Raw genomic sequence first — 19,708 nt, forward strand, 5'->3', positions numbered from 1 at the left:
GCCATGACCAAGATGTTAGATTTCAAGGATGTCGAGCTTTACTACGATCACGTCTATGCCCTTAAAGGGGTATCGATTGATCTTGAGCAAGGCGAAACGGTTGCTTTGATCGGTGCCAATGGGGCAGGCAAAAGCTCGATCCTGCGGGCGATCACTGGGCTGGCGAAGATCAAATCCGGTTCGGTCGCGTTCGAGGGCGAACAGATTGCCGGAACCAACCCGGCCGAGATCGTCTCGAAAGGCATCGCTATGGTGCCCGAAGGGCGGCGCGTCTTCCCGTACATGTCGGTAAAAGACAATCTTCTCATGGGGGCGTTTACCCGCTCGGACAAAGCGGATGTTCAGCGCACTCTGGATTCGGTTCTGGAACGGTTTCCGCGCCTGAAAGAGCGCTACAGCCAGTCGGCAGGAACCTTGTCGGGTGGCGAGCAGCAGATGATGGTGATCGGGCGCGCTCTGATGGCAAAGCCACGCCTTCTGTTGCTGGATGAGCCGTCGTTGGGAATTGCGCCCAAGCTGGTGCAAGACATTGCGCGGTCTATTGTAGCTATCAACCGGGACGAAGGTGTGTCTGTGCTGCTGGTGGAACAGAACTCGCGCATGGCGCTTTCGATTTCGCACCGCGCCTATGCACTAACCACTGGAAATGTGGTGATCTCGGGCAATTCCAAAGAGCTGTTGACTGATCCCCGGATCAAAGCCGCCTATCTGGGCGGAGAAATGTGAGGACGTTGTGAAACTTCTAGTCGTCAATCCCAACACCACCAGTTCCATGACGCGAAAGATAGAAGAGGCAGCGCGGGCGGCTGCGCATCCTGAAACCATGATTATTGCTGCCACTTCGCAAGACGGTCCCGCCAGCATACAGGGCTATCTGGATGTCTCTACTTGTGTTCCGGGCTTGTTGGATGTGGTCAAGCAGCATCCGGATGTGGATGGCATCGTAGTGGCCTGTTTCGATGACACAGGCGTCGACGCTGTACGTTGCATCACCTCGGCTCCGGTCGTTGGTGTTGGTGAGGCCGCCTATCACGCGGCCTCCATGATCAGTCCAAAATTCAGCGTCATTACTACGCTGTCCCGATCTCTGGCTGGGTTGGAAACCAATTTGCTGAAATATGGCCTGGATCGCAGATGTGCCCGGGTTCGGGCATCGGACGTGCCGGTTCTGAAGCTTGAGGAAAACGATCCGGCGACAATAGATAAGATACGGGCTGAAATTCGCGCCGCCATTGACGAGGACAAAGCTGAAGCCATCGTTCTGGGTTGTGCCGGAATGACAGACTTGATGTCACAATTATCCGAGGAGTTTGGTTTACCAGTTGTTGATGGTGTTGCCTGTGCCGTCACCTTTGCCGAAGCCTTGGTCAAATCCAGATTGACGACGTCGAAGCTGTGTTCTTACGCCTAGCCGGGGTCTTCGACTTGCTCTCTACGGCCAACTATTCCACCACTTTTGGGCAAAATCAGAGTTTTTCAACACTATCGGCCGGGCCTCATCGTCAGCTAACGCAATCTGCCGCTTTCCGGCTGACCGTATTCCTCGATGAAGTCCGCCATCACGGTGCTCCAAGCCTCCTGTCCACAACATCGTCTAAGTGTTCCAGGAGGATCGTCAGCAGATAGTTGTTGCCGAAACGCCATTCGCTGGTCAGATCGCGAAGCCGTTGGTATTCTGCTTCGGACATGCCGAGGATGTGTCGCAAACTCTGGAATCTAGTTGACGCGCATGCTCCCAGGTCTGCTACGAACCCAGAACGAACGTGTCTGGAAACTCAGACCGATCTTCCAGCCACTGTCTTGCCAAGCGTTGGGTCGAACAGTCCTCCCCCTAAGTGCAAGTGCCCCCAGTTCATGATCCCCAACAAGGTTGGCTCTAACGCTCGCCCCCGGTCGGTAAGCATGTAACGATAGCGCACAGGCCTGACCTGATAGGCCTCCCGCTCCACAAGCCCCCACTCCATCAACCGCTTTAGTCGTTGAGACAGAAGGTTTGGGGGCAGGTGTTCCTCACTGTTCTGCAATTCCTGGAATGTATGTTTTCCGTGCCACAACAGGTCTCGCACCACCAGCAGGGTCCATTTGTCACCAAGGATCTCAAGGCTGCGCGCAATCGAGCATCGGGAACGAAACTCATGCTCTGTTTGGGTCATTCCGTCCTCATGTTAGCTGTCAATTTGTTGAACTTAGTGCAGTTACTTAAAAAATGGAAGTTTGACTCGGATTGTGACTTAATTTATGGAAGCCGCTGGTGATGACAGTCCGCGAAAGGCTCCAAAATGACCACCATCGGCAATACCCCACTCATCAAACTGTCCCATCTGACAGGACCCGATCACGCCGACATCTATGTGAAGTGGGAAGGGGCCAACCCAACGGGCAGTATGAAAGACCGCATGGCCTTGTCGATGATCGAAGGGGCCGAACGGCGCGGAGAGTTGAAGCCCGGTGGGCGCGTTGTCGAGTACACTGGTGGCAGCACCGGAAGCTCGCTGGCGATGGTCTGTGCCACTCGCGGGTATAAGGCCTACTTTGTGTCTTCAAACGGGTTCTCCGAGGAAAAGCTACAAACGATGAGAGCGTTCGGCGCGGAAGTGGAAATTGTCCACGCTGAGGGCGGCGTGCTGACTGCGGATGTACTCGACCGGATGATCGTGCGCGCAAAAGAACTGGCCGGTGAACCAGGCACGTTTTGGCCGGATCAGGTGAACAACATAGATAACAAGCTGGGGTATCACGATATGGCTCAGGAAATTCTGAGCCAAGTAAACACTCCCGTACATGCCTTCGTCATGGCTGCGGGCGGTGGCGGTTGCATTTCGGGCAATGCCGAGGTCTTGAAGACGCACAATCCCAACACCGAAATTGTCGCCGTGGAGCCCTACTACGTGCGCAACCTCTCAGGAGGTGACACCAGTGGTACGCACAAGCTCGAGGGGATAGGCTTATCCTTCGTGCCGAAGATCCTGCGCAGGGACCTCATTGATGATGTTATTCCAGTGAAGGATGAAGACGCCTATAGGGGGGCCCGGGCGCTCGCTGGCCAGGAAGGTTTGCTTGGCGGTGTGACGTCAGGTGCAAACATCTGGGCGGCCCTGAAAAAGGCCAAGGAACTTGGACCGGGCAAAACCGTAGTGACCGTGATCATCGACACCGGTCTGCGCTACTTGAACGGAGACTTGCATCGGTAGTGGGTCTCAAACACGAATTGTCGATGCCAGCTTTGTTCGCGCTGCTGACCCTGCGGTGATCCTACCTTTCGTGCCTGCAGCGAATGTCTGAATTTCGGGCAGCGACCGCAGAGTATGGGGTTGCGCTGAGAGATTGGTTTGGGCCGTCCTCGATGGCTCCACAGATCTCTCTTAATTCAGATGCTGCTCCGCCTTCGATGACCGCCCAGAGCCCAGTTTGACAGATGCCGCACTCTGCACGAATGCCGGCTTTTCAATAGTCGCTATTGACTTAGAGTGGCTCTAACTCGCTACCCAGAGATCAGAGGAACATTTGCGAAGATGAGAATTGCTGAAGCGGCGGAAGCCTGTGGGCTATCCGCACATACTATAAGGTTCTACGAGAAGTCGGGAATGCTGCCAGAGATCGAGTGTGGCACCGATGGACATCGTCGGTTTACGCCTCGTTTGGTCGAGTGGCTGACTCTGCTCTATTGGCTGCGCGAAACCGGCATGCCACTCAAGCAAATGCGTCGGTTCACGACTCTTGCCAAGGCGGGCGATGCAGGTATCGAAGAACGGCGACAAATCCTGTTGGGCCACGCGTCAACGCTAAAAGCCAAACGCGCTACTCTCGAAAAATGCGAAAGTATCCTCGCCATCAAGATCGCCAGCTATGGCCCGGACACCAAAGAGGATGACCCATGAAGTTTGCCTACCTGATCGAACCGCCGTTCAACTACATCGATGCAACAGGCCTCGTCACCGGCTGTGACGTTGAACTCGCGCGGTATGTATTGGCGCAACTTGGCATTGCCGGTTTTGAAATGGTAGAAACGGAATTTGCTGAACTCTTGCCCGGGGTCGGGGATGGCCGATGGCGCATGACGACCGGTCTTTTTGGAACGGAAGAACGCAGGAAGAGCGCATTGTTCAGCCGCCCGATCTGGGCGCTACCCGACGGGCTCCTGGTGGCTGGGGGCAATCAGATGGGTTTGAGCGGATATCGATCGGTTGCCGACAATTCTGATATCCGTTTGGCGGTTATCCGGGACCAGTTTCAGCATCGCTCGGCGATTGAATTTGGCGTCAGCGCAGAGCGCATCATGATTTTCGAAACATATGCCGAGGCCGCACAAGCTGTTTGTGAAGGCACCGCCGATGCCTATGCCAGCGTGGGTCGAGCGCATGGTGGATTTATCGAGCAGAACCCGGAATGGGACCTGGAACTGATCCTTGTGCCAGACTCAGAAAAACCTCCTGCGTTCGGGTCGTTCGCGTTTGGTTTGAACGACACAGACCTGCGGAACGAAGTCGATGCAGTTCTTTTGCAATTCCTTGGGACCGATGCACATCGGAACATGGTCGCTTCTTTTGGTTTCTCGGCTGCCGAAGTTGATATGGTGGCTGCCTGATACGTCGAAAGCTGACCTTGGCCGCGGCGCGCAAAGTCCGATACCGCCCAAGTGCCTTGCAGCGAGCCAGAGTGGCCGAAGCTGCGCGATGCGAGAATGGCGGCTTTGTGAGAGTTTCTGCAGAAGTTGCTTGACCTGAAGTAGCTTCAGGTAGGTAGGGACTTGGGCGAGAGGATCAGAACGCATGATGATTTCAGAAGTTGCAGAACGCACCGGACTCAGCGTTTCAACAATTCGTTTCTATGAGAAATCGGGGTTGTGTCCATTCGTCCAACGCGGCACGGATGGCAAGCGCAAATTCTCGAAGACAGATGCCGACTGGTTAGAGTTACTGGCGTCCCTTCGTTCGACAGGTATGCCTTTGGCAGAAATGCGGGCTTTTGCGGAGCTTTACGCATCCGGCGACGGCAAAGTCTCTGAGCGCAAAGCTGCCCTTTTGGCACATAGCCGCCGCCTGGAAGATCGACAGGCCGATCTGGACCGATGCCGCGTGATCCTAAATCGAAAACTGAAACGCTATGATGAGATATTGAAGGATCAGGCATGAGAATTATCGTAGTCGGAGCAGGTGGTGATATTGGACAAGCTGCCTGCAAGGAGCTTCGGCAAAGGCATGAAATCGTCACAGTGGGACGTTCAAGTGGGGACCATCGGGTCGATTCAAGTGACTTAAACGCGGTGAAATCACTGTATGAAAGCCTCGGCAATTTCGATGCTGTGGTGTCCTGTGCAGGCGACGCGACCTTTGCCCCGTTGCCGCAGATGACCCAAGTGACCTTCATGGTGGGTCTTCAGCAAAAGGTTATGGCGCAAGTGAACCTTGTCCTGGCTGGGCTGGACGTCATTTCGGATGCAGGTTCCTTCACTCTGACAAGCGGTGTTCTTGATCGCGATCCGATCAGAATGGGTTCAAATGCGGCAACCGCTAACGGAGCATTGGCAGGCTTCGTAAAGAGCGCTGCAATCGAGATGCCGCGCGGGTTGAGAGTCAATGTTGTCAGTCCGGGCATGTTGGACGTGTCCGCGCCACGTTACGGCGCATGGTTTCACGGCCACAAACCGGTTTCATCCCATCATGTTGGATTGGCATATGCGAAATGTGTCGAGAGTGCTCTCACACGGCAGGTGGTGATCGTTGACTAGAAACCCGTCGTGCGACCGGACGTTGGTGCAACCGCAGCGAAATAGGACTCTCGTCCGCGACTCGTAAATTGGGTGTCCGAAAATTGCTGCGCAGTCGATGAATGGCCGGTCTCCGCGCTGCACCGCGGCGCCGAAATTTCCGTCCCTGCGGCATACAGGTGCTGTGAGCGCGCGCAACACGAAATCGCTCAGAGTGTCATTTCGCCCCGTCCCGCAATGGCGTCATTGTTTTCTTAGCGTTGGATTCCACACTCTTCCGCAATTGACCCCTACAACTTTGCCCTCAGACTGAAGACGCTCAGCGGTCTCGCACCATATGAATACATCTGCAAAATCTGGACATCAAAACCAGATCGATCCATCCTAAATCCAATCCACCAGATGCCGAAACTGAACACCTAACCCCGGCCGATGTCTACTTCGGACGCGGGCAGACCATACTAAGACAACGAGGAAGGACCAAACAAAAGACAATCGAAACCCGGCGTTTGCTCCACCTCGAATCCGCCGCATAATCAAAACAACCAGGTGAGCCTGATCCTCTCTTAGTTCAGGCGGCCAACTGTCCCAAATTCCCTGACGACAGGCAGCATGTCGCACTTTACGCAACTGGCGACATTTGAAGACGGTCACTACGAAATGCGTTTCTGTGGCGCATTACTGAAATCGACCCAAGAAAACCGCTGGGTCGATTTAGCCGAGATTTCAGATTGATGCAGTGAAACTTGGCAGTCCAGCGTTTTGGCAAAACACCTGCGTGCAGCGGAGCGGTTCCTGCGATTGGACAGCGTGCTCGTATTCTCTGTCAGCATGATTATTTTACTATCAGGAAAGCTTGGTGCTATTGTGATCCGAATTGGATGGGCTATTGCGCCGCGCCTGGTTGCAGAACCGGATTGGACAAGTGTAGCAAGACGTTGAAAGAGTGAAATTGAAAAAAAAAGACAAAGACATGGCGATAAATCTGAGTCAGGACCCGCATTCGGTTCGTTCGGGTGACAGGGAAAAAGTTCTCGAAGTCGCCATTGGTCGCGAGGTTCGAGCGTTTCGTAAACAGCAGAACATCACGGTTGCAGACCTGGCTCAGCTAACTGGGTTGTCAATCGGCATGTTGTCGAAGATCGAAAACGGCAACACGTCACCTTCTCTGACAACCCTGCAATTGCTGGCGGATGCGCTCTCGGTTCCTCTGACTAGCTTTTTCCGTCAGTTTGAAGAACGCCGCGAGGCGGTTCATACGAAAGCTGGTGAAGGGGTCGAACTGGAGCGCGAGGGGACTCGCGCCAACCATCAGTACAACCTGCTTGGGCATATCGGCGCCAATGGATCAGGTGTAATCGTGGAACCTTACCTGATCACACTGACTGCTGAATCCGATGTGTTCCCAACGTTCCAACATGGCGGAATTGAGACGATTTACATGCTTGAAGGCGAGGTAGACTATCGCCACGGGGACCAGATTTATCCCCTGAAGCCCGGCGATACCCTGTTCTTTGACGCCGACGCACCCCACGGCCCGGAACGGTTGGTCAATCTGCCGGCACGCTATCTTTCAGTGATCAGCTATCCGCAGACAAACTGATCGGCTTGCGCAGCAGGAAATCTGTGGGTCTGTCATACCCCTCATGGCTGCCCGTGCTGACAATCGTGAACCCAAGCCTGGAAAATATGCGATGGTTTTCAGTGAGCTCCACGCGCGTTTGCAGTTCCAGCGCGGGCAGGCCAAGCTGCGCTGCGCGGATTGCAGCATGATCCACCAAGGACCGGCAAATACCCTGTCCTCGCAATCCGTCCTTCACTGCCAGCTTTCCAAGGTACAAGCTGTCGGGCTTGGGCGTTAGAAACATGCAGGCGAAAAGCGGTCGGCCGATGGCCCAGATTTCTCCGCCACTTTGACAATGCGCAAGCATTCCGTCCACGTTCAGACGATGGATGGACGACGGAGGGTCGATCCGAGCATCCATGTACCGAAAGGACTCGCGCAGCAGCGCCAGAGCGTCATACAGAGCGAAGTCATCGCTCGGGATGAGCCACGGTGTTCTGTCTGGATCAGTCATAACAGCCAAGACACCTGACATTGCCGGTTTACTTTGACAAGGGGGGTTCCGTTTCCAGATCCGGCCAGATCCCGGGCGAGGTGGGCAACCCGTCGTCGAACTGGCTGAGATAGTCCAGCATCAGCGGCCGGTTGTCGATGAACCCTTTGTAGGTTGCCAGTTCCACTGGCAGATCACGAACAACACGATGCAGGCGACGACCCCATTTCGGTACAGTCATCAGATCCTGAAAACTACACAGATAACAGCGGATTGGGAATAACAGCGCGTTTGAACGCGGTAGTCGGAAGAATGTCTGCAACTCGACCCGAAGATGTTGTTTTTGGCCAATATTCTCCGGTGTCAGTGTGGTTTTCTGAATACCCCATTTATGGTAGTTCTCCGGGCTGGTATCCAAAAGCGGGTTGACCGTCATGGTCCAGTTCAGGCGGCGTGCGGGTGCGCCCTGCTGAATACTCAGCAAGAATTTCAGCGCACGCTGAAAGATACCCATCTCGTGGGCCAGTGGTACCGGGGCGTGCCATTCGAAAAAGTTCATGCCAATGTCGAAATCCAGGCTCCAGTCGGCCTGGGTGGTCACCATTCCGGCATCCATCCACAGCATGTCGTCACGTTGATCCAGCACCGCATAGTCACCCTGGGCCTGACGTGTGATATATTCCATCGGCCCGCAGGGCAGGGTGGTTTCATCCATGAAGGTAAAGCTGTGATCAATCCCCAATGGTTTGTTGATCCAGCGCCACTGGTTGCCGTTGCGGTGCAGTTCAAACAGATCCGGGTAATCCTCGGACTTGCAAACCATAATCAGTTCCAGAATGTCCCAACCCGCCAATGTCATGTGTGGCAAAGACTGGCAACGCAGCGGGTCCTGATCCAGAACGATGGCGCGGTCTTTCATTTCCGAAACGTAATGTTCGTCCACATCGAACCGCTTTTCATAGACTGACCCTTCGGGCCCGCCGCGATGCTGTTCCATGTTGACCGAATACATGTAGCTGTCTTCGTGGAACGGAAACGGAAAGCGTTTTATCGCCCAGTCCGAGTTATGAAACGTATAATCGTCGCGGAAGGACTCGTCGTTGAATTGAATGGTCATGTTGGGCCTCCTCTCAGCGGTCCAGCACGAGGGACTTGCCCTCGAAACGCGATACACAGGGCATGATTTTCTTGCCCGCTGCCTTTTCCTCATCGGTCAGCCAGTGGTCGCGGTGAACGAAATTGCCATCATGATCCAGCACAACGGTTTCGCATTGGCCACAGGCCCCGCCGCGGCACAGATACGGTGCATCCACCCCTTCACGTTCGATCGCCTCCAGCAGGCTTTCATTCTCGCCCACATGAATAACTTTGTCCGATGTGGCCAACCGCACTTCGAACGGTTTGCCGGGTCGCGGTGCCAGAAACTCTTCGTAATGGACGCAATCCTCGGGCCAGCCTTCGGCAGCGGCGGTGTTGCGCACCCAATCAATCATGCCCTTGGGACCGCAGACATAAACATGCGTTCCCAAGGGTTGCCCGCTCAGCAGGTTTTTCAGATCAATCTGCTGGTTTTGGTCGTCGTAATACAGATGGGTTTCATTCGGATGCCTGTCTGTCAGTTGCTCGGCATAAGACGCCAATGCCGTGTTGCGGCACGCGTAATGCAGTTCCCAGTGCCCGTGCAGCAGTTCGAGTTGCTTGATCTGCGCCAGAAAGGGCGTGATGCCAATGCCACCGGCCAGAAACAGGTGCTTGCGGGCGCGCAAGTCAAGCGAGAACAAGTTGACCGGGTAGCTGATGGTCATTTCATCACCCAGCTTGACCTGACGGTGCATGAACAACGAACCGCCCCTGCCTTCATCATCACGCCGGACCGAGATCGTATAGGATGACTGATCAAACGGGTCGGACATCAGGGAATAAGGATTAAGCCGTGTGATGCCGCCATCCTTCATTTCGACAACTGTATGCGCTCCGCCGGAAAATGTTGGCAACTGACCGCCGTCGATGCGTTCGAACCGGAACCGCGTCACGAGTTCATTCAGCGGGGTGATTTCGGTCACTTTGACCTGAATTTTCTCGGCACCGCTCATTCGTAAATCCCTTTCGGCTCGGGCACGTTGCCATGATCTTCGGCGTCGACGCGGACACCCTGATAGGCGGCAAGCCGGCGGGAGTAGTGATCGCGCACGAACAGATTCAGCCCGCAATGCGAGCAGACAAACGGATCAACCTCGACATCTTCGGTGATGCCTTTGCAGTGCACGCATTGCATCCGGCGTGCAACCGAACCGCGATGTTCGGTCTGTATCGCCGTGTGTGGCAGGCCGACTGCTGTCACCTCGTTCATGGCCTGACCCATCATGCCCTCAGTACCGCTCAGATAGACCTGCAATCCCATATGCGCGTCCTCCAGTACGCGGCGGATGCGTTGCAGCGCGGCCGCATAGGAAGGTCCTTCGTAGAACTGCGCGGGGTTCAGCGCCTGCAACCTTTCCGAGTAGTCCGTCCCTTTGGGGATATAGATCAGGTGCGTTTTGGCCATCAGATCAGGCGTCGCGATGTCGAGAACGGCTTCTGCGCCTTCGGCTTCGGCGATCATGAGATGATGGTCACCCTTGCGAGCTTCCAGCGTGCCCCAGATCGGTCGGCTTGTGATTGACTTGGGAAATTCGAACTTTGACATTGTACCCTCAAATAGGAAAAGGGCGCCACGGTATGCCCGTTGCGCCCCCTGAAACTCAGCCCTTTGCGGTTCTGATCGATTTATCCTGATCGTAGAACGGCATCTCTTCCGCAGTCGCCGCTATTTCCGTTCCATCTCCGTTGCGCACCGTCAGCTTGGTTCCGGGCGATGCGCAGGCAACCGGCATCCGCGCGATACCCACGTTATGCCCGTTGATTTCGGAATACATGCCAAAGGTGACAACACCGACCTTTTCACCGTTCTGCAGCAGGTCCGCGCCCTCATTCGCCGGTGTCGTGCCTTCCAACTTGACGCCATAGATCTTGAACCGTTCCTTGCCCTTCGAGGCATAATGGTTCTCGGCGCCGATAAAGCCGGTCTTGCCGGGCGAGACAGTGAATTCCAGACCCAGTTCCCACAGCGTATCGCCACATGTCTCACCATCGAACGGATAGGTTTCCGAATTATCGCCCGGATAGAACAGCAGGTAACTTTCGGTGCGCAGCAAATCGAGTGTCGAGAACTGGACTGGTACGATGCCCATGTCCTTGCCGTCAGCCAGAATGCTGTCCCACAGATGCACAGCATGTTTGGCCTGACAGAAAATCTCGTACCCACGCTCACCGGTATACCCGGTCCGCGAAACCATCACCGGGCACCCATAAAGCTTAGTCTGCATGATGCCGAAATAAGCCAGGTCACGAATGCCGGGGATATGCTTTGCCAGGAAATCAACGGCGACTGGCCCTTGCAGCGACATATCATGCATGTCGTCGTCAAAAATGACCGAGCAGTTCTTGCCTGCCGCCACGGATGTCAGCTGCTCCATACCTGTTCCGGTGCCATGCACCACCAACCATGTGTTCACCGACAGACGATAGATGATGCAGTCATCAACAAACTTGCCTTCAGCATTCAGGATCGAGGCATAGGTCGATCGGCCCGGCATGATTTTTTCCACATTCCGCGTGGTGACGCGATCAATAACATAGGCGGCATCCTCGCCAACCACATGAACCTTTTTCAGGCCGGATACATCCATAAGACCAGCTTTGGTGCGGATGGCTTCGTAGTCCGCTTTGGCACGTTCAGGGCTGTGGTCATAGAACCAAGCGGTCCCCATTCCGTTCCAGTCCTCAAGCTCGCCGCCGATCTCGGCATGGCGCTGCGCAAGGGCCGACGTCCTCCAAAGAATGGCCATGGTTCAGGTCTCCCGTTGATCGTTTTTGTTGGCCACATTGAGGCCGATGTTGGATTGAAAATCAACACCTGAGTGCAGAAAATTTTCCTGCTGGGAATATTTGCCTGCAATTTTTGCACCCTGAAAACATTCCTGAGAAGGGAATTTGTTAGTTGTTTGTCAGATGTTTAGGTCCGTTTTTGGTGTGCCAAAGCTTAGGTTACGGACAGGCCTAAAAGGTGTTTGCCCCACATATCTATTGACAGGTCGCAAATGAAAATGTCCTCTGAGTAGATAAATATTCCCAGCAGGAAATTCTGCGCGGGCGGACCTCCTGCTGCAACAACAGGGAGACTACGAAGTGGATGGTAATCTAAACGCACTCACGACGGTCTTTACCGAGTTTTATTACTGGGTAACGGTCGTCTTCATGTTCCTCATCCATGTGGGCTTTTGCATGTACGAGGTCGGCGCCAGCCGAGCGCGTAACCACATGCACACATTGATGAAAAACATCATGATCATCCCGCTGGTGACGGTCACGTTCTTCTTCTTTGGATGGTGGATCTATTGGGCCTTTCCGAACTTTCCGTTCTGGGGCGGTCTGGATGCAGAAGCGGGTGCCGCGAATCTGCCTTGGGCCGACACAATGGCCACCAACCTTGGCGACAGAATCACAGGGGTCTTCTGGGCCGCATTCTTGCTGTTTTCGTGGACCGCGGCCTCGATCGTTTCCGGCTCGGTGATCGAGCGGATCAGATCTTCGGCCCTTTGGGTACATGCGGTGCTGATCGGGTCGGTCTTCTGGATCATCGATGCCGCATGGGGTTGGCACTATGCCGGCTGGATGGTGCGTGTTCTGGGGTATCATGATGCCTATGCATCCGGCGTTATTCACGCGATCGCGGGGGGGTATGCGCTTGGTGTGATCATGGTTCTGGGTCCGCGCCTTGGCAAGTTTGCTAAGGACGGAACGCCTCGGGATATTCCACCTCACAATCCGTGGATGCTGACGATCGGGATTTTCCTGATCTACACCGGCTTCTGGGGTTTCTACGCTGCCTGCAACGTTCCGGTGATCTCTCCCGAGGCGATTGACGGGCAGATCACTGGCGTGACCTGGACGGCAACAAACATCTATCTGGCTCCGACGACTCTCTCGGCGATTACCTTCAATTTCCTGATGTCTCTGTCTGGTGGGTTGATGGCGGCGTATGTGGTTTCAAAAGGCGATGCCTTCTGGACGTTCTCGGGCGGGCTGGCCGGTGTTATCACCGCATCCGCAGGGAATGACCTGTACCACCCGATCCAGGCGATGATCATCGGCGCGATCGGTGTCGTGATTGTCTACAAGCTGCACTACTGGGTCGAACGCCGGTTCAAGCTGGATGATGCTGTCGGGGCGGTTGCAGTGCACGGGTACTCAGGTGTCATTGGCCTCATCATTGCTGGGTTTGTCCTGTGGGGTGTCCCGTCTTCGCCTTACGAAGGATATGCGACGATCAATCCGGTCGGACAGGTCACCGGTGCAGTCATAATGTTCTTTGTGCTGGGTTTCATGCCCGGTTGGATCGTGGCCAAGTTGCAAGCTGCTGCCGGTGTTCTTCGCATACCGGAAGAGGTTGAGCTTCAGGGCCTCGATTACGCCGAACACCATGCCTACGAAGATGCCAAAGCAGCGATCATCGCGGCTGACAAAGAAGAGCTGGCCGCCCGTGGCGCAGCCGCGAAATAGAGGAGAAGGTTATGTCTACAATCGGATATACAAGTTGGGCCGTTGATCTTGCCGAAGTCGGCCCGGTCTATCCCTTCCAGGGGTACGAAATTCTGATGGTCATCATCGGCGTCGTCTTCTGGATCGGCTGGCACCGTATCCAATTTGTCCGCGAGGGCGAGCATCTTGAAAAAGCCCGCCACGCAGGAGACGAAGACAGAGTAAAAGCACAGCTGGATCGTTATTGATCCGGTTTTGAGAACCGGCAATGGGCGCAAGATCAATGGATGCGTCCATTGCCTGACAGGAAAAAAACTTTCCTACCGTTATTGATATCCTGCAGAATAATTGGTACCGTCGAATCATAACGAAACACACAAGGAGATCTGCCAGCCATGTGCGGAATTGTTGGATTATTCCTCAAAGATCAGTCCCTTGCTCCTCAACTGGGCAATATGCTGACAGACATGCTGATCACGATGACAGATCGTGGCCCCGACAGTGCCGGTATTGCGATTTATGGCGCAGAATCGGCGGGTAAAACCAAGATTACGGTTCAGTCCCCCAACCCCGAAACCGATTTTGTCGACCTTGCGGACGAGTTGGGCAAAAGCCTGGGTAAGTCTGTTGGTCAAAGAAACAACGACACACATGCCGTTTTGGAAATTCCTGCCGGTCAGTTCGAAGCTGCACGGTCCGCTCTGGCTGAGATCCGCCCGTCGGTCCGGGTGATGAGCCGTGGTGACAGCCTTGAAATCTACAAGGAAGTCGGCCTGCCGAAGGATGTTGCCGAGCGTTTTAACCTCAGCGGAATGAGCGGCACGCATGGCATCGGACACACCCGCATGGCGACGGAATCTGCGGTGACCACAATGGGTGCCCACCCGTTCAATACAGGGTCCGACCAATGTCTGGTCCATAACGGGTCGCTGTCCAACCATAACTCGTTGCGCCGCAAACTGCGCCGCGCGGGTGTAACGATCCAGACAGAGAACGACACCGAAGTTGGCGCAGCCTACCTGACCTGGAAGATGATGAATGGTGCCACCTTGGGCGAGGCTCTGGAATCCAGCATCGATGATCTGGACGGTTTCTTCACTTTTGTCGTGGGAACCAAGGACGGCTTTGGCGTCGTGCGTGATCCGATCGCGTGTAAACCAGCCGTGATGGCTGAAACCGATCAGTATGTGGCTTTTGGCAGCGAGTATCGCGCCCTAGTGAACCTGCCCGGCATCGAAGATGCACGAGTTTGGGAACCTGAACCGTCCACCGTTTATTTCTGGTCGCACAACGACAGCCCCACAACCCACGAAAAGGCCGCCTGATATGCAGACCTATGATCTAGAGGCAGACGGGCTGCGCGGATTGAACTCTTGCTTGCAGGCACAAAATTCCGAGACCAACCAGACCCGTTGGGAAATTGTAAATCCCAAGGGCAGCCATGCGATTGCCGTTGGGCTGGACGCGCCGATCGAGGTGACGGTCAAGGGATCGACCGGGTATTACTGCGCGGGGATGAACCAGCAGGCAACTATCAAGGTCGAAGGGTCCGTCGGGCCGGGTGTTGCAGAGAACATGATGTCCGGTCAGGTCATCGTCGATGGTGACGCCAGCCAATATGCCGGCGCGACCGGCCATGGCGGATTGCTGGTGATCAAGGGCAATGCAAGCTCGCGCTGCGGCATTTCGATGAAAGGCATCGACATCGTCGTGCACGGCAATATCGGCCACATGTCCGCCTTCATGGCGCAAGCCGGAAACCTGGTGGTCTGCGGAAACGCAGGCGATGCGCTGGGGGATTCACTCTACGAGGCGCGGCTGTTCGTGCGCGGCTCGGTCAAAAGTCTTGGTGCCGATTGTATCGAGAAGGAAATGCGTCCCGAACATCTGGAGATACTGAAAGACCTGCTGGACCGGGCGGGCTGTGATGCCAAACCGGAAGAGTTCAAACGCTACGGCTCGGCTCGGCAGCTGTACAATTTCGACATCGACAACGCCGCCGCATACTGAGGAAGAAGGGTATGAAAGATATGGACGATCAGATCCCCCGCACCCTGCCGATCCAGTCGGCGACGTTCTCCAACCCCATCAATGCCGAGATCCGACGCGCTGCTGCGACCGGCATCTATGATATTCGCGGTGGCGGAGCCAAGCGCAGGGTCCCTCATTTCGACGATCTGCTGTTTTTGGGCGCATCCATCTCGCGCTATCCGCTGGAAGGATATCGCGAACGCTGCGATACCTCGGTAACGCTAGGCACACGTTTTGCGAAAAATCCGATCAAGTTGGACATTCCGATCACCATCGCGGGTATGAGTTTCGGCGCGTTGTCTGGTCCTGCCAAAGAGGCTTTGGGCCGTGGCGCATCTGCTGCGGGCACGTCGACCACAACCGGTGATGGCGGCATGACCCCGGAAGAACGGGGTCATTCATCCAAGCTGGTCTACCAGTATCTGCCCTCGCGCTACGGCATGAACCCGAATGATTTGCGTAAGGCGGATGCGATTGAAGTCGTGGTCGGGCAAGGCGCTAAACCCGGCGGTGGCGGGATGCTTCTGGGTCAGAAGATCAGCGACCGTGTGGCCGAAATGCGGACCCTGCCCAAAGGCATCGACCAGCGTTCGGCCTGTCGCCATCCGGACTGGACCGGGCCGGACGATCTGGAGATCAAGATCCTTGAGTTGCGCGAAATCACCGGTTGGCAGGTGCCGATCTATGTCAAGGTCGGCGCGACGCGCCCCTATTATGATACTGCACTGGCGGTAAAGGCCGGGGCTGATGTCGTGGTCATGGACGGGATGCAGGGTGGCACAGCTGCCACGCAGGATGTGTTCATCGAACATGTTGGCTTGCCCACACTGGCCTGTATCCGCCCCGCCGTGCAGGCGTTGCAGGATCTGGGTGTACATCGTGAAGTTCAGTTGGTCATTTCGGGTGGCATAAGAACAGGTGCCGATGTGGCCAAAGCATTGGCGCTTGGGGCCGATGCGGTTGCCATTGGCACCGCCGCTCTGGTGGCCCTTGGCGACAACGATCCCAAATGGGAATCCGAGTATCAGAAACTGGGCACGACCACAGGGGCCTATGATGACTGGCACGAAGGGCGCGACCCCGCTGGCATCACAACGCAGGACCCAGAGCTTGCCGCGCGCTTGAACCCCGTCGAAGCGGGTCGCAGGCTGCGCAACTACCTGAAGGTCATGACGTTAGAGGCGCAGACCATTGCGCGCGCCTGCGGTCACAACCACCTGCACAACCTCGAGCCGGAGGACCTGTGTGCCCTGACTATGGAGGCCGCCGCGATGGCGCGGGTGCCCTTAGCGGGAACCAGTTGGTACCCGGGCAAGGAAGGGTTCTGAACATATGCGACGCGGCCTCCTGAATGGGGGCCGCGTTCTTGCTTTGAAAACCGAAAATTCAACAGGGAAAGGAAAGCAATCGTGACGATAGATCTCGCAGCTTTCGCAAAAGAAAAAGGCGTCAAATACTTCATGATCTCGTTCACCGATCTGTTTGGTGGACAGCGGGCCAAACTGGTGCCAGCGCAGGCCATTGCCGAGATGCAGGAAGATGGCGCTGGTTTTGCCGGTTTCGCTACCTGGCTCGACATGACACCGGCGCATCCCGACATGCTGGCGGTTCCGGACCCGACTTCCGTCATCCAACTGCCCTGGAAACCAGAGGTGGCATGGGTTGCGGGCAACTGTGTGATGGAAGGCAAGGACGTCGCGCAAGCCCCGCGCAATGTTCTGCGCCGCCTGATCGACGAAGCGGCAAGCGAGGGCATGCATGTCAAAACCGGGATCGAGGCCGAGTTCTTTTTGATGACCCCGGATGGCGAACAGATCAGTGATCCGTTCGATACAGCCGAAAAGCCCTGCTATGACCAACAGGCCGTGATGCGCCGTTATGATGTGGTGCGCGAAATTTGCGACTACATGCTGGAACTGGGCTGGGGCCCGTACCAGAACGACCACGAGGATGCCAACGGCCAGTTCGAGATGAACTGGGAATTCGATGATGTCCTGCGCACAGCAGACAAGCATTCCTTCTTCAAGTTCATGGCAAAATCGATCGCGGAAAAACACGGGCTACGGGCAACATTCATGCCGAAACCGGTCGAAGGGCTGACCGGCAATGGCTGCCACGCCCATATCTCGGTCTGGGATGCGCCGGGTGATGCCGCTAAAACCAATGTATTCGCAGGAGAGGGTGACGGCCCCACCGGCGAGGTTGGTCTGGGAGAACGCGGCAAGCACTTCCTCGGCGGGATCATGAAGCACGCCTCGGCACTGGCGGCGATCACCAACCCCACAGTGAACAGCTACAAACGCATCAACGCGCCGCGGACGATGTCCGGTGCAACCTGGGCGCCAAACACGGTGACGTGGACCGGCAACAACCGCACGCACATGGTGCGCGTTCCCGGCCCCGGACGTTTCGAGTTGCGCTTGCCCGATGGCGCAACCAACCCCTACCTGCTACAGGCCGTCATCATCGCGGCCGGGCTGTCAGGTATCCGGTCCAAGGCCGATCCCGGCAAGCGCTGGGACATCGATATGTATGCCGAAGGCCATAAGGTACGCGGTGCACCGAAACTGCCCCTGAACATGCTTGATGCGCTGCGCGAATACGACAAGGACAAAGAGCTGAAGGCGATGATGGGTGCCGAATTCTCGTCAGCTTTCCTGAAAATGAAGCATCAGGAATGGAACTCTTTTGTTTCCCATTTCTCGCGCTGGGAAAAAGACAACACGCTCGATATCTAAGTCGGATTGCAGGATTGCATATCGGGGCCGCGCCATAGGCGGCCCTGTTTCTGCGATGGCCACGCGAAGTTAGTCGCTCTTTTCACGCTGTGTGTCACGGGCATCTGCGCCCGCATCCGCCTCCAGCCGCCAGTCAGGTACGTCATTGACCAGCATGAGCGCCGCCCTGCGCAACGTCACGCGCATCCTGTCGACAACCGGACCGGACATGCCGCAATCCGCCAGCGCGGCGTCAAACGTCTCCAGCCAAAGCTCGGCATCAGCTTCGCGGATAGGGACATGCGCATGAATTTCACGCAGGTCCATGTGACCAAATCGTTCGCGGTAATAGGCCCGCCCTCCCAGAAAACCGCTGAGAAATTCGAACTGGGCCTGTCTGGTATGGTTCAGCCCATGGCCGCGAAAGTGTAGCCTGTGCAAGGAATAAACTGCCGGATCCGTTTCCATCCGATCATAGAAACGCTCAACCAGACTGCGCAGCCGGCTCTCACCGCCAAGTTGCTCTAATGCAGACGTCATGTGCTGCCTCTTACTGCCTTTGGCTTCAATATTATTGCATAACAGGAAAATAAGTTTAACACCAGTGACAGTTTGACGTATGCATGGTCTCAAGCGGATTGAAACAAAGCCGATGATGGTGATGACAAAATGACTGCTCTGGCGCTTGGCCTGGTCGCGGCACTTTGCTGGGGGATACACGATCTGGCAGTACGTTATGTCAGCCAGTCTGTCAGCGTGATCGCATCGCTGATGGTCGTGCTGATATCGGGCGCGGTGCTTCAGTTTGGTCTGACGGTGACGGTGGGCAGGTTTGACTCGATTTCTGGTGCGGCAGTGTTCACCGCTGTCGCCGCGGGCGGGTTTTATCTGTTGGCGGGTATCAGCATGTATGCCGCTTTTCAGCGTGGCCCGGTTCGGTTGGTTGCGCCACTTGTCGCGAGTTACCCGGTCTTGTCCGTGTTGCTGGCCATATGGCGTGGTGCAACTATCAGCCCGCTGCATTGGCTTGCCGTCATTGCGATTGGCATCGGGGTTTCCGTGGTCGCAGCCAAGTCCGAACGGGATGCGGTGGTGTATCCGGCAACAGGCCCAACAATACTGCTGTCGCTGGTTGCGGCCGTCGGCTTCGCGGCGGCCTTTGCCCTAGGACAATATGCAACCGAGCTTAGCAACGAGTACTCGGTCTCGCTGGTCAGCCGATTGGCGGCAATCCTGACCCTGGGGATGGTTGCTGTGGCATCTGGAAAAGCAATCTGGCCCGGACCCCAAGCAATGCCCCTGTTATGTGTGATGGGTGTTCTGGATGCGGTTGCCATCCTTTGCGTGGTCTCAGCGGGTGGTTTGCCCAATGCACAATTTGCCTCGGTCTCGGCGTCCGTTTTTGGGTTGTTAACCGTAGTTCTGGCCTGGGCCATATTGAAGGAAAAAATGGCTCTTCAGCAGTGGTTGGGGTGTTGTGTTGCATTTGCAGGTATCGGGTACCTTGCACTCTGAAACGCCCCGCTCCGGCCCCCGCGTATATCACGCGGTCAGGCCTTCTGGTTCGGGGAGTTTGTTTGCGCGGCAGCAGGCGGTGAGGGTGTTGGCCAGCAGGC

Annotated in this window: 23 protein-coding genes and 1 pseudogene; 17 read left to right on the forward strand and 7 right to left on the reverse strand. The window is 55.8% G+C overall.

Translation table 11 applies throughout. The features are described 5' to 3' along the window. The first annotated feature begins 3 nt into the window (after positions 1–3). Together ACR0M3_RS18735 and ACR0M3_RS18740 are read left to right on the forward strand one after the other, a co-directional pair. Positions 4–726: an ABC transporter ATP-binding protein gene (locus ACR0M3_RS18735; protein WP_480487946.1), complete on the forward strand. Its 723-nt coding sequence runs from the start codon at positions 4–6 to the stop codon at positions 724–726. A gap of 7 nt (positions 727–733) precedes the next feature. Next, complete coding sequence (locus ACR0M3_RS18740) at positions 734–1,411, forward strand: aspartate/glutamate racemase family protein (protein WP_480483598.1); 678 nt, start codon at positions 734–736, stop codon at positions 1,409–1,411. Positions 1,412–1,775: 364 nt separating this feature from the next. Here ACR0M3_RS18740 and ACR0M3_RS18745 read toward each other — a convergent pair whose 3' ends face one another. Further along, a complete protein-coding gene (locus ACR0M3_RS18745) occupies positions 1,776–2,153 on the reverse strand; it encodes a winged helix-turn-helix transcriptional regulator (RefSeq protein ID WP_480539157.1) in 378 nt (125 codons plus the stop codon). A gap of 126 nt (positions 2,154–2,279) precedes the next feature. Between ACR0M3_RS18745 and ACR0M3_RS18750 the strand changes: the two genes are divergently transcribed. The 8 genes and pseudogenes from ACR0M3_RS18750 to ACR0M3_RS18785 all read left to right on the forward strand — a co-directional run bounded on the left by ACR0M3_RS18750 (position 2,280) and on the right by ACR0M3_RS18785 (position 7,310). Further along, the gene (locus ACR0M3_RS18750; protein ID WP_480912126.1) at positions 2,280–3,191 is read left to right on the forward strand and encodes a PLP-dependent cysteine synthase family protein; all 912 of its coding nucleotides are present in this window, start codon (positions 2,280–2,282) and stop codon (positions 3,189–3,191) included. A gap of 321 nt (positions 3,192–3,512) precedes the next feature. Then, on the forward strand, positions 3,513–3,878 hold the full coding sequence (locus ACR0M3_RS18755) for a MerR family transcriptional regulator (protein WP_480912129.1): 366 nt from the start codon (positions 3,513–3,515) through the stop codon (positions 3,876–3,878). Further along, positions 3,875–4,585, forward strand: a complete 711-nt coding sequence (locus ACR0M3_RS18760; protein ID WP_480912132.1) for a transporter substrate-binding domain-containing protein — start codon at positions 3,875–3,877, stop codon at positions 4,583–4,585. Before ACR0M3_RS18755 ends, ACR0M3_RS18760 begins: the two co-directional genes overlap by 4 nt. Positions 4,586–4,769: 184 nt before the next feature. Continuing rightward, the gene (locus tag ACR0M3_RS18765; RefSeq protein ID WP_480912135.1) at positions 4,770–5,132 is read left to right on the forward strand and encodes a MerR family transcriptional regulator; all 363 of its coding nucleotides are present in this window, start codon (positions 4,770–4,772) and stop codon (positions 5,130–5,132) included. Then, positions 5,129–5,728 carry a short chain dehydrogenase gene (locus tag ACR0M3_RS18770; RefSeq protein WP_480912138.1) on the forward strand — a complete coding sequence of 200 codons (600 nt, stop codon included), beginning with the start codon at positions 5,129–5,131 and terminating at the stop codon, positions 5,726–5,728. The genes ACR0M3_RS18765 and ACR0M3_RS18770 overlap by 4 nt, the downstream gene beginning before the upstream one ends. Before the next feature lie 270 nt (positions 5,729–5,998). Then, positions 5,999–6,130: pseudogene (locus ACR0M3_RS18775) on the forward strand (IS481 family transposase); the annotation flags it as partial. A gap of 189 nt (positions 6,131–6,319) precedes the next feature. Further along, positions 6,320–6,442 (forward strand): hypothetical protein, encoded by a 123-nt coding sequence (locus ACR0M3_RS18780; RefSeq protein ID WP_480833463.1) that lies wholly within the window; start codon positions 6,320–6,322, stop codon positions 6,440–6,442. 238 nt (positions 6,443–6,680) lie between these two features. Then, entirely contained in the window at positions 6,681–7,310 is a 630-nt protein-coding gene (locus tag ACR0M3_RS18785) for a helix-turn-helix domain-containing protein (RefSeq protein ID WP_480483605.1), read from the forward strand. On the opposite strand, the gene ACR0M3_RS18790 is transcribed toward ACR0M3_RS18785, so the two are convergent. From ACR0M3_RS18790 to ACR0M3_RS18810, 5 genes are read right to left on the reverse strand one after another with little or no spacing between them, the layout of a single operon-like run. Next, the gene (locus ACR0M3_RS18790) at positions 7,288–7,785 is read right to left on the reverse strand and encodes a GNAT family N-acetyltransferase (RefSeq protein ID WP_480483606.1); all 498 of its coding nucleotides are present in this window, start codon (positions 7,783–7,785) and stop codon (positions 7,288–7,290) included. The genes ACR0M3_RS18785 and ACR0M3_RS18790 overlap by 23 nt on opposite strands. A gap of 28 nt (positions 7,786–7,813) precedes the next feature. Further along, a complete protein-coding gene (locus ACR0M3_RS18795) occupies positions 7,814–8,881 on the reverse strand; it encodes a heme-dependent oxidative N-demethylase family protein (protein WP_480508327.1) in 1,068 nt (355 codons plus the stop codon). A 13-nt stretch (positions 8,882–8,894) separates the two neighbouring features. After that, entirely contained in the window at positions 8,895–9,857 is a 963-nt protein-coding gene (locus ACR0M3_RS18800) for a PDR/VanB family oxidoreductase (RefSeq protein ID WP_480508325.1), read from the reverse strand. Further along, positions 9,854–10,450 (reverse strand): dimethylamine monooxygenase subunit DmmA family protein, encoded by a 597-nt coding sequence (locus ACR0M3_RS18805; RefSeq protein WP_480487939.1) that lies wholly within the window; start codon positions 10,448–10,450, stop codon positions 9,854–9,856. The genes ACR0M3_RS18800 and ACR0M3_RS18805 overlap by 4 nt, the downstream gene beginning before the upstream one ends. Positions 10,451–10,505: 55 nt before the next feature. Further along, positions 10,506–11,651: an aminomethyl transferase family protein gene (locus ACR0M3_RS18810; protein WP_480487937.1), complete on the reverse strand. Its 1,146-nt coding sequence runs from the start codon at positions 11,649–11,651 to the stop codon at positions 10,506–10,508. Between the two features lie 340 nt (positions 11,652–11,991). Here ACR0M3_RS18810 and ACR0M3_RS18815 point away from each other — a divergent pair, with 340 nt between their 5' ends. The 6 genes from ACR0M3_RS18815 to glnT all read left to right on the forward strand — a co-directional run bounded on the left by ACR0M3_RS18815 (position 11,992) and on the right by glnT (position 18,113). After that, a complete protein-coding gene (locus ACR0M3_RS18815) occupies positions 11,992–13,365 on the forward strand; it encodes an ammonium transporter (protein WP_480483611.1) in 1,374 nt (457 codons plus the stop codon). A gap of 11 nt (positions 13,366–13,376) precedes the next feature. Then, positions 13,377–13,592, forward strand: coding sequence for a hypothetical protein (locus ACR0M3_RS18820; protein WP_480483612.1), 216 nt, complete (start codon positions 13,377–13,379; stop codon positions 13,590–13,592). A 147-nt stretch (positions 13,593–13,739) separates the two neighbouring features. Beyond that, complete coding sequence (locus ACR0M3_RS18825; protein ID WP_480912140.1) at positions 13,740–14,669, forward strand: class II glutamine amidotransferase; 930 nt, start codon at positions 13,740–13,742, stop codon at positions 14,667–14,669. A gap of 1 nt (position 14,670) precedes the next feature. Continuing rightward, positions 14,671–15,354 carry a protein GlxC gene (locus ACR0M3_RS18830; RefSeq protein WP_480483614.1) on the forward strand — a complete coding sequence of 228 codons (684 nt, stop codon included), beginning with the start codon at positions 14,671–14,673 and terminating at the stop codon, positions 15,352–15,354. A 20-nt stretch (positions 15,355–15,374) separates the two neighbouring features. Continuing rightward, positions 15,375–16,703 (forward strand): FMN-binding glutamate synthase family protein, encoded by a 1,329-nt coding sequence (locus tag ACR0M3_RS18835; protein WP_480483619.1) that lies wholly within the window; start codon positions 15,375–15,377, stop codon positions 16,701–16,703. A gap of 81 nt (positions 16,704–16,784) precedes the next feature. Further along, positions 16,785–18,113, forward strand: a complete 1,329-nt coding sequence (glnT, locus tag ACR0M3_RS18840) for a type III glutamate--ammonia ligase (protein WP_480487932.1) — start codon at positions 16,785–16,787, stop codon at positions 18,111–18,113. Between the two features lie 69 nt (positions 18,114–18,182). On the opposite strand, the gene ACR0M3_RS18845 is transcribed toward glnT, so the two are convergent. Further along, on the reverse strand, positions 18,183–18,632 hold the full coding sequence (locus tag ACR0M3_RS18845) for a group II truncated hemoglobin (RefSeq protein WP_480478526.1): 450 nt from the start codon (positions 18,630–18,632) through the stop codon (positions 18,183–18,185). Positions 18,633–18,761: 129 nt separating this feature from the next. Between ACR0M3_RS18845 and ACR0M3_RS18850 the strand changes: the two genes are divergently transcribed. Further along, a complete protein-coding gene (locus tag ACR0M3_RS18850) occupies positions 18,762–19,607 on the forward strand; it encodes an EamA family transporter (protein WP_480912142.1) in 846 nt (281 codons plus the stop codon). Positions 19,608–19,708: the final 101 nt, after the last annotated feature.

Source organism: Ruegeria sp. O5 (assembly GCF_056535105.1).

Excerpts from the sequence above, each read along its gene's own strand:
- ACR0M3_RS18735 (WP_480487946.1), top strand. The coding sequence starts at position 4 with ATGACCAAGATGTTAGATTTCAAGGATGTCGAGCTTTACTACGATCAC.
- ACR0M3_RS18745 (WP_480539157.1), bottom strand. The coding sequence starts at position 2,153 with ATGACCCAAACAGAGCATGAGTTTCGTTCCCGATGCTCGATTGCGCGC.
- ACR0M3_RS18750 (WP_480912126.1), top strand. The coding sequence starts at position 2,280 with ATGACCACCATCGGCAATACCCCACTCATCAAACTGTCCCATCTGACA.
- ACR0M3_RS18755 (WP_480912129.1), top strand. The coding sequence starts at position 3,513 with ATGAGAATTGCTGAAGCGGCGGAAGCCTGTGGGCTATCCGCACATACT.
- ACR0M3_RS18760 (WP_480912132.1), top strand. The coding sequence starts at position 3,875 with ATGAAGTTTGCCTACCTGATCGAACCGCCGTTCAACTACATCGATGCA.
- ACR0M3_RS18765 (WP_480912135.1), top strand. The coding sequence starts at position 4,770 with ATGATGATTTCAGAAGTTGCAGAACGCACCGGACTCAGCGTTTCAACA.
- ACR0M3_RS18770 (WP_480912138.1), top strand. The coding sequence starts at position 5,129 with ATGAGAATTATCGTAGTCGGAGCAGGTGGTGATATTGGACAAGCTGCC.
- ACR0M3_RS18780 (WP_480833463.1), top strand. The coding sequence starts at position 6,320 with ATGTCGCACTTTACGCAACTGGCGACATTTGAAGACGGTCACTACGAA.
- ACR0M3_RS18785 (WP_480483605.1), top strand. The coding sequence starts at position 6,681 with ATGGCGATAAATCTGAGTCAGGACCCGCATTCGGTTCGTTCGGGTGAC.
- ACR0M3_RS18790 (WP_480483606.1), bottom strand. The coding sequence starts at position 7,785 with ATGACTGATCCAGACAGAACACCGTGGCTCATCCCGAGCGATGACTTC.
- ACR0M3_RS18795 (WP_480508327.1), bottom strand. The coding sequence starts at position 8,881 with ATGACCATTCAATTCAACGACGAGTCCTTCCGCGACGATTATACGTTT.
- ACR0M3_RS18800 (WP_480508325.1), bottom strand. The coding sequence starts at position 9,857 with ATGAGCGGTGCCGAGAAAATTCAGGTCAAAGTGACCGAAATCACCCCG.
- ACR0M3_RS18805 (WP_480487939.1), bottom strand. The coding sequence starts at position 10,450 with ATGTCAAAGTTCGAATTTCCCAAGTCAATCACAAGCCGACCGATCTGG.
- ACR0M3_RS18810 (WP_480487937.1), bottom strand. The coding sequence starts at position 11,651 with ATGGCCATTCTTTGGAGGACGTCGGCCCTTGCGCAGCGCCATGCCGAG.
- ACR0M3_RS18820 (WP_480483612.1), top strand. The coding sequence starts at position 13,377 with ATGTCTACAATCGGATATACAAGTTGGGCCGTTGATCTTGCCGAAGTC.
- ACR0M3_RS18825 (WP_480912140.1), top strand. The coding sequence starts at position 13,740 with ATGTGCGGAATTGTTGGATTATTCCTCAAAGATCAGTCCCTTGCTCCT.
- ACR0M3_RS18830 (WP_480483614.1), top strand. The coding sequence starts at position 14,671 with ATGCAGACCTATGATCTAGAGGCAGACGGGCTGCGCGGATTGAACTCT.
- ACR0M3_RS18835 (WP_480483619.1), top strand. The coding sequence starts at position 15,375 with ATGGACGATCAGATCCCCCGCACCCTGCCGATCCAGTCGGCGACGTTC.
- ACR0M3_RS18845 (WP_480478526.1), bottom strand. The coding sequence starts at position 18,632 with ATGACGTCTGCATTAGAGCAACTTGGCGGTGAGAGCCGGCTGCGCAGT.
- ACR0M3_RS18850 (WP_480912142.1), top strand. The coding sequence starts at position 18,762 with ATGACTGCTCTGGCGCTTGGCCTGGTCGCGGCACTTTGCTGGGGGATA.